The sequence below is a fragment of the Bradyrhizobium sp. genome (genome assembly GCF_016213215.1).
Lineage (GTDB): Bacteria > Pseudomonadota > Alphaproteobacteria > Rhizobiales > Xanthobacteraceae > Bradyrhizobium.
This window is the reverse complement of sequence record NZ_JACRAW010000091.1, coordinates 1-7,242: the sequence shown is the minus strand read 5'-3', so window position 1 is coordinate 7,242 and position 7,242 is coordinate 1. Positions and strand designations below refer to the sequence as shown.

At 61.8% G+C, this 7,242-nt stretch carries 9 protein-coding genes; 4 read left to right on the top strand and 5 right to left on the bottom strand.

Annotated elements, in window-relative coordinates; all coding sequences use genetic code 11:
- Window positions 1-588 (bottom strand): TCP-1/cpn60 chaperonin family protein (locus HY852_RS15765; RefSeq protein ID WP_291605700.1); only part of this gene is annotated, 588 nt, incomplete at its 3' end.
- 85 nt (window positions 589-673) lie between these two features.
- Window positions 674-988 (bottom strand): co-chaperone GroES, encoded by a 315-nt coding sequence (groES, locus tag HY852_RS15760; protein ID WP_291605699.1) that lies wholly within the window; start codon window positions 986-988, stop codon window positions 674-676.
- Window positions 989-1,374: 386 nt separating this feature from the next.
- On the opposite strand from groES, the gene HY852_RS15755 reads away from it, so the two are divergent.
- On the top strand, window positions 1,375-1,662 hold the full coding sequence (locus HY852_RS15755) for an usg protein (RefSeq protein ID WP_291605698.1): 288 nt from the start codon (window positions 1,375-1,377) through the stop codon (window positions 1,660-1,662).
- A 173-nt stretch (window positions 1,663-1,835) separates the two neighbouring features.
- Window positions 1,836-2,363, top strand: coding sequence for a cupin domain-containing protein (locus HY852_RS15750; RefSeq protein WP_291605697.1), 528 nt, complete (start codon window positions 1,836-1,838; stop codon window positions 2,361-2,363).
- Window positions 2,364-2,474: 111 nt separating this feature from the next.
- Here HY852_RS15750 and HY852_RS15745 read toward each other — a convergent pair whose 3' ends face one another.
- The 3 genes from HY852_RS15745 to HY852_RS15735 all read right to left on the bottom strand — a co-directional run bounded on the left by HY852_RS15745 (window position 2,475) and on the right by HY852_RS15735 (window position 5,342).
- Complete coding sequence (locus HY852_RS15745; RefSeq protein WP_291605696.1) at window positions 2,475-3,725, bottom strand: nucleoside transporter C-terminal domain-containing protein; 1,251 nt, start codon at window positions 3,723-3,725, stop codon at window positions 2,475-2,477.
- A gap of 63 nt (window positions 3,726-3,788) precedes the next feature.
- Window positions 3,789-4,547 (bottom strand): SDR family oxidoreductase, encoded by a 759-nt coding sequence (locus tag HY852_RS15740; RefSeq protein ID WP_291605695.1) that lies wholly within the window; start codon window positions 4,545-4,547, stop codon window positions 3,789-3,791.
- Between the two features lie 36 nt (window positions 4,548-4,583).
- On the bottom strand, window positions 4,584-5,342 hold the full coding sequence (locus HY852_RS15735; protein WP_291605694.1) for a peptidase: 759 nt from the start codon (window positions 5,340-5,342) through the stop codon (window positions 4,584-4,586).
- A gap of 222 nt (window positions 5,343-5,564) precedes the next feature.
- On the opposite strand from HY852_RS15735, the gene HY852_RS15730 reads away from it, so the two are divergent.
- Complete coding sequence (locus HY852_RS15730) at window positions 5,565-5,765, top strand: hypothetical protein (protein WP_291605693.1); 201 nt, start codon at window positions 5,565-5,567, stop codon at window positions 5,763-5,765.
- A gap of 157 nt (window positions 5,766-5,922) precedes the next feature.
- On the top strand, window positions 5,923-7,242 hold a 1,320-nt coding region (locus HY852_RS15725; RefSeq protein ID WP_291605692.1), incomplete at its 3' end, for an ABC transporter substrate-binding protein.

Here is a 7,242-nt window from a genome sequence, read left to right as displayed (position 1 = left end):
GTCGAACTGCATGCCCTCGACGATGTCGAGCTCGGTTTCCAGCGACTTGGCTTCCTCGACCGTGATGACGCCCTCGTTGCCGACCTTCTTCATGGCGTCGGACAGGAACTTGCCGATCTCCGCATCGCCGTTGGCCGAAATCGTACCGACCTGGGCGATCTCCTCGTTCGAGGTGACCTTCTTGGAGTTCTTCTCGAGGTCAGCAACGACGGCATCGACCGCGAGGTCGATGCCCCGCTTCAGGTCCATCGGGTTCATGCCGGCGGCAACCGCCTTGGCGCCTTCGCGGACGATCGCGGCGGCGAGCACGGTCGCGGTCGTGGTGCCGTCGCCGGCCGCGTCAGCGGACTTGGAGGCGACTTCGCGCACCATCTGCGCGCCCATGTTCTCGAACTTGTCTTCGAGCTCGATCTCCTTGGCGACGGTGACGCCGTCCTTGGTGATGCGCGGAGCGCCGAACGACTTGTCGAGGACGACGTTGCGGCCCTTCGGACCCAGCGTGACCTTCACGGCGTTGTTGAGGATGTCGACGCCGCGCAGCATGCGGTCGCGAGCGTCTACACCGAATTTGACTTCTTTGGCTGACATATCTGGTTTCCCTGAGTTTTGACCTGTCACCCATCGTGAGCCGCCCGGCAGGCGCTCCTCAGGGTGAGAGTGTGCGAGCGATGGATTAGGCGGCCTTCTTCTTGGAGGCGGCGTCGGTGATGACGCCCATGATGTCGCTCTCCTTCATGATCAACAGCTCCTCGCCGTCGATCTTGACCTCGGTGCCCGACCATTTGCCGAACAGGACCCGGTCACCGACCTGGATGTCGATCGGAATGAGCTTGCCATTCTGGTCACGACCACCGGGTCCGACGGCGATGACCTCGCCCTGGGAGGGCTTTTCCTTGGCAGTGTCGGGAATGATAATGCCGCCAGCGGTCTTCTCTTCTGCGTCGATGCGCTTAACCACGACGCGGTCGTGAAGCGGACGGAATTTCATGCAGTCCTCCTAAACGTTTGCAGACGCTTTTGAAATCTAGATTGTTAGCAGTCCGCGTCGACGAGTGCCAAACGCGGACTAAGAGGAGATAAGACAGAGCTTTTAGGGGAGCAAGGGTCTGTAGCAGAAAAATTGGCACTCGGTCGGGGGCCCTGCCAAATTCATTCATCATTATTAATGGCGCCCGAGTTAAGGCGCCCCGGCAGGATTTGCTAGCAGCTTCGCCAAGGTGCTGCTAACGCATTGGAATTACACAGCTTGTTAAACATTTGGGCTTGAGATCAGTTGGTAGTGTGCGTCACATTCATTCCTGTGAGCGCATCTCCACCGGGTGGCTCCGGCAGTAGGCCGCCCCCTGAATATGCGCTCCTTCGATGGAGAATGGCATGAACTCGCGGGTAGGGGTGGTTTCGGAAGATTTCAAGAAGCAGGTGCTTGGGTACGGGCTGACGACGGCGCAGATTCTCTATCGGATGCCGGATCACCCCTCGCTGCTGCAGACCTATATCTGGCAGAACTACGACCTCTTTCCGAAATTCCCGGCGCTGCAGGATTTCCTCGCCTTCTGGCAGGAAAAGCTCGACGGGCCGCTTCATTCGGTGACCGTGGCGCACTCCCGGCTGATCAAACCGGCCGAGTTGCGGTCGGTGGACGGCCTGTTCCTGTTGCACTGAAGATCGGCAGGGCGGACCAGGCCATCGGGTCGTGCGAACACGCACCCATGACCGGCTTTGCGCGCCCTACGCTTTCCGTGTAGCTGGTTCGCACGGCGCTGGGCGCTTCGCCCATTCCAGGAATGAGATTCCGTGTTAGCCTGCCTTCAAACAAAAACGAAGGGAGGTACGCCATGGCCAAGAAGCCGACGGCGACAAGGACGGCACTGTCCGCGGTACGGAAGAAATGGACCGGTCGCAAGTCCTCCGCGCGATCATCATCCCGCAAGCCGGTGACAGCCAAGGCGAACGACGTGGCGGCGAAACAATCGTCGCGGAAGCAGCGCGTCGCGATCAGCCATCATCGCGATGAGGATTTCAAGGCCGACGGCTTGCGCGCCTATGCGATGTACCGGGATCTCGGGATTACGGAGGCGACTGATGGGCTGGCGCGGGCGCACGTGATCCGGCTGCTGCCTCCCTGCAACCCGGAGGAAGTGGCCAAGCTGCACTATCACGACGTCGAATTTCAGATGGTTTATGTGCTGAAGGGGTGGGTGAGGAGCTATCTCCAAGGGGTCGGCGAGACGCTGATGACCCAGGGCAGCGCCTGGACGCAGCCGCCGAACATCAGGCACATGATCCTGGATTATTCCGACGACGTCGAATTGCTCGAAGTGATCCTGCCGGCGGATTTCAAGACGGTGGAGTTGGGGCCGTAACCACCATTCATCCGTGTGCCGTCATTGCGATGAGCAACGCGACGAAGCAATCCAGACTGTATCCGCGGAAACACACTGGATTGCTTCGCTTCGCTCGCAATGACGGTGCTTTCATGTCAACACCCCAACGATCGCGCCCATCAGGCACGTCGCCAGCGTGCCCGAGACAATCGACTTCAGCCCCAGTGTATTGATCTCCTGGCGACGCTCCGGCGCCATGGTGCCGAGGCCGCCGACCATGATGCCAAGGCTGGCGAAATTGGCAAATCCGCACATCGCATACAGCACGATCAGGCGCGAGCGCGCATCGAGCGCATCAGGGCCGAGCTTCGAAAAATCGACATAGGCGATCAGTTCGTTGAGCACGGTCTTGGTGCCCATCAGGCTGCCGGCGGTCACCGCTTGCGGCCAGGGCAGTCCCATCAGCCAGCACACCGGCGCCATGATCAGCCCGAGCGCGCGCTGCAGGGAGATGGCGGTACCGCCGATATGGGGTAGCAGCGACAGAATCGCATTGACGAGATGAACCAGCGCCACCAGCACGATCAGCATGGCGATGATATACAGCAGGAGCTCGAGCCCGGCGGAGGTGCCCTTGACGATGGCGTCCATGGTGCCGGAGGCGTGCATTTCGGGCTCTTCGAGCGAGCCGCCGGTCAGCCTGTCGCTGGTTTCAGGCACCATGATCAGGCTGATCAGGATCGCGGCGGGCGCGCCCATCACGGAAGCGATGACGAAATGCGCTGCGGCATCCGGAATCAGCGGCGCCAGCAGCGTGGCGTAGAGCACAAGCACCGTGCCGGCGATTCCGGCCATGCCGCCGGTCATGACCATGAACAATTCGCTGCGCGTCATCTGCGACAGATAAGGCCGGATGAACAGCGGCGCTTCCACCATGCCGAGAAAGATGTTGGCGGCAGTCGAAAGCCCGACCGCGCCGCCGACGCCGAGCGTGCGCTCCAGAAGCCACGCCATGCCGCGCACGATCAGCGGCAATATGCGCCAGTAGAACAAGAGCGTCGTCAACACGCTCATCACCAGCACGATCGGCAGGGCCTGGAAGGCGAAGACGAAATCCGCGCCCGGAGCCTTGAGGTCGAAGGGCAGGGGACCGCCGCCGAGGTAGCCGAACACGAAGGCGGTACCGGCGCGCGAGGCGGCCGAGATCGCGCCGACGGCGTCATTAATCGTGCCGAAGGCGTGCGCGATGAAGGGCAGCTTGAGCAGCACCACGGCGGTGACGAAAGTCACGGCAAGGCCGATCACCGCCTGCCGCAGCGACACTGCGTTGCGGTTTTCGGCGAGTATCCAGGCGATCGCCAGCAATACGAAAACGCCGAACGCCGATTGCAGCCGCAGCATGATGCTCCCCAAAACCCCGAGGAGTATGGCAGGCGGCCGGCTGTCTGCGCAATGCCGTCTCGCTCAGCCCCGTCCGACGAACGGCATCTTGGTCGCCATGACCGTCATGAACAGCACGTTGGCATCGAGCGGCAGCATCGCCATGTAGGCAACCGCGTCGCCGACCGCTTTGGCATCCATGCGGGGCTCCGGCATCTTGCGGCCGTCCGGCTGTAGCACGCCCTCGACCATGCGGTCGGTCATCGGGGTCGCCGCGTTGCCGATGTCGATCTGGCCGACCGCGATATCATAGGCGCGGCCGTCGAGATTGCTCGCTTTCGTCAGGCCGGTGATGGCGTGCTTGGTCGAGGTGTAGGCGGAAGAGAACGGCCGCGGCGCATGCGCCGAGATCGAACCGTTATTGATGATGCGGCCGCCGCGCGGCGTCTGGTCCTTCATGATCCGGAAGGCGTGCTGGGTGCACAGGAACGGCGCGGTGAGGTTGGTGTCGATTACCGCCTGCCACTGCGCAAGGCTCAGGTCCTCGAACGGCACGGGCGGCGCGCCCATGCCGGCATTGTTGAACAGGAGGTCGAGCCGGCCATAGACCTCCATCACCTTGGCGAACAGCGCGGCGATCGAGCCGGGGTCGGCCATGTCCGCCGGAACGCAAAGGCTCTTGCCGATGCTTTCGCCGAGCTTCTGGGTTTCCTGCAGCTTGTCCAGGCGGCGGCCGGCGAGCACGACGGTGAAGCCGACCTTCATCAACGCCAGCGACGCTGCGCGTCCGACACCGGTGCCCGCGCCGGTTACTACGGCGATCTTGTTCAAAGCCTCGCTCATTGTTTCCTGCCTTGTTTGTTGTTGAGTTTTGATCGTTCAGGTCTTCGATTCCTTTTCGTTCTTGTAGGGCGGTCTCGGGATGTTCTGGTGGGCGGCGCGCAATGCCGCCGACCAGCGCGACCTGAGGTCGTGGAAATAGGGCTCGCCGGCCTCGATCCGGTGATTGAGGTCGGCCTCGCAGGCGTCGGTGCGCACGACCAGGACGTCGATCGGAAGTCCGACGCCGAGATTGGACCGCATGGTCGAATCCATCGAGATCAGGCCGGTCTTGAGCGCATCATAGAGCTCGACCTCGTAATGCATGGCGCGGTCGAGCACCGGCTTGCCGTATTTGTGCTCGCCGATCTGCAGGTAGGGCGTATCGACGGTGCATTCGATGAAGTTGCCGGCCGGATAGATCATGAAAAGGCGCATCCGTTCGCCCTTGATCTGGCCACCGAACAGTAACGAGACGTCGAAACTGATGTCTTCGGCTTTCAGCGCTGCTCCTTCAGTGGCATGCACGGCACGGATCGCGCGGCCGATGCGCTGCGTCGCCTGGAACATGGTCGGCGCGTTCATCAGCGTCTCGATCTCGCCCGTGGCCGGGTTTTCCAGGCCCTCGGTCAGCGTCGACAGCACCGACTGGCTGATGGCGAGATTGCCGGAACTCGCGATCGCCATGATCCGGTCGCCGGGATTGGTGAAGATGTGGAGCTTGCGGAAGGTCGAGACATTGTCGAGCCCGGCATTGGTTCGGGTGTCCGCGATCATGACCAGTCCGTCCCGGACCAGAATTCCGCAGCAATAGGTCATTTCCAACGTCCCCGAATGCAATCCAGATGCGCGGAATTACTAGCCAATTTCGACAGCCGCTCCAAGGCTATTTCCCGTGGCGCAGCATGCGCCGACGGTTAGAGTCCAGCGTAGGGAAGCGTGCCGGGACGAATGTGAAGAAGTTGTTGATGATCGGCTGCCTGATGGCGGCTGCGCTCGTTGCGGGCGGTGAGGCGTCGGCCGGTCCCTTAAGAGGGCGGCATGGCCGCTTACAACCGCGGCGACTACGTGCCGGCGATCCAGATCTTCCGGCCGCTCGCACGCGCAGGCAATGCCAAGGCGCAAGCCCTGCTCGGCAGGATGTATCACCGGGGCCAGGGGCTGGCGAAGAGTTCGGCGCACGCCTTCAGTGGCTCAGCCTTGCCGCCGCGCGTGGCGACAGCACCGCGAAGTCGGAGCTGAAGACGGTATCGGGTGCGGAGTTGTCGCGAGCGCGCGAAATGATGCAGCCTGCAACGCCTCCGATTACCACAATTGCGAGTATTGATTCGGACGCGTGTATCCGGCAGGTTGTCGTCCAAAGACAACAAGCAAGACAACAGAAATGCCGGGAGGGGACATGCCGTCCTTACTATGCTCGCGGATCGCCGCGCTGCTCGCGTTGTGCCTCGCCTTGCTGCTGGCGGCAACACCAGCGGCAGCGCAGAAGCGGGGCGGCACGCTCCGTCTCTATCATAACGACACGCCACCTTCGACGTCGCTGCATGAGGAATCCACCATTGCCTCGGCGACGCCGTTTGCAGCGATCTTCAATAATCTCGTGGTGTTCGATCCGGCCAAGCCGCATGAAAGCCTGGATACGGTGATCGGCGACCTCGCCGAAAGCTGGTCGTGGGATGCGGGCAATACGAGGCTCACCTTCAAGCTCAGGCAGGGCGTGAAGTGGCACGACGGCCAACCGTTCACCGCGAAAGACGTGCAATGCACCTGGCGCATGCTGATCGGCAGGGACCAGACCGCCGACTTCCGTCGCAACCCGCGGAAGATCTGGTACGCCAATCTTCAGGATGTTTCCATCAACGGCGACTACGAAGCCACCTTTGAGCTATCCGAGCCGCAGCCGAGCCTTCCGGTCCTGCTCGCGAGCGCCTTTTCGCCGGTCTATCCCTGTCACGTGCCGCAGCAACTGATGCGCACGAAGCCGGTCGGCACCGGGCCGTTCAAGTTCGTCGAATACAAGCGCGGCGATTCAATTCGCCTCGTTCGCAATCCCGACTATTTCAAGACCGATCGGCCTTATCTCGATGAGATTACCTTCCGGGTGATCGACAGCCGCGCGACCCGGGTCCTTGCGTTCTCGACCGGCGAGTTCGATATCACCTTTCCGTCCGATCTCACTGTCGCGCTCACCAGGGACGTGAAAGCGCGCACGCCGAATGCGGTTTGCGAGCTGACGAAGACGGGAACGCAGGTCAATCTGCTGGTGAACCGCGTCAACCCGCCGTTCGATAATCCCGATATTCGAAAGGCGATGTCGCTCGTGCTCGACCGCAGTGCGTTCAACACCCTGCTGATCGAGGGGCAGGGGCTCGTGGGCGGCGCGATGCTGCCCAGACCGGCGGGCGAGTGGGGCATGCCGCAGGAGATGGTTGCGCAACTGACGGGAGGTGACGCCGAAAAGAAGGTCGCTGAAGCACGAGCGATCATGGAAAAGCTCGGCTATAGCGACGCCAAGCCGCTACCAATCAAGATTCAGACCCGCAATCTCCAGAGCTATCGCGACCCCGCGGTGATCCTCATCGATCAGCTCAAGAAGATCCATATCAGCGGAGAGTTGGACATTCTGGAAACGCCGCGCTGGTACACCAGGCTAGCCAAGAAGGACTACACCATCGGGCTGAACATCACCGGCGTGTCCGTTGACGATCCCGATGCCAAT

Coding starts and splice junctions, on each gene's coding strand:
- groES (WP_291605699.1), bottom strand. CDS start 988: ATGAAATTCCGTCCGCTTCACGACCGCGTCGTGGTTAAGCGCATCGAC.
- HY852_RS15755 (WP_291605698.1), top strand. CDS start 1,375: ATGAACTCGCGGGTAGGGGTGGTTTCGGAAGATTTCAAGAAGCAGGTG.
- HY852_RS15750 (WP_291605697.1), top strand. CDS start 1,836: ATGGCCAAGAAGCCGACGGCGACAAGGACGGCACTGTCCGCGGTACGG.
- HY852_RS15745 (WP_291605696.1), bottom strand. CDS start 3,725: ATGCTGCGGCTGCAATCGGCGTTCGGCGTTTTCGTATTGCTGGCGATC.
- HY852_RS15740 (WP_291605695.1), bottom strand. CDS start 4,547: ATGAGCGAGGCTTTGAACAAGATCGCCGTAGTAACCGGCGCGGGCACC.
- HY852_RS15735 (WP_291605694.1), bottom strand. CDS start 5,342: ATGACCTATTGCTGCGGAATTCTGGTCCGGGACGGACTGGTCATGATC.
- HY852_RS15730 (WP_291605693.1), top strand. CDS start 5,565: ATGGCCGCTTACAACCGCGGCGACTACGTGCCGGCGATCCAGATCTTC.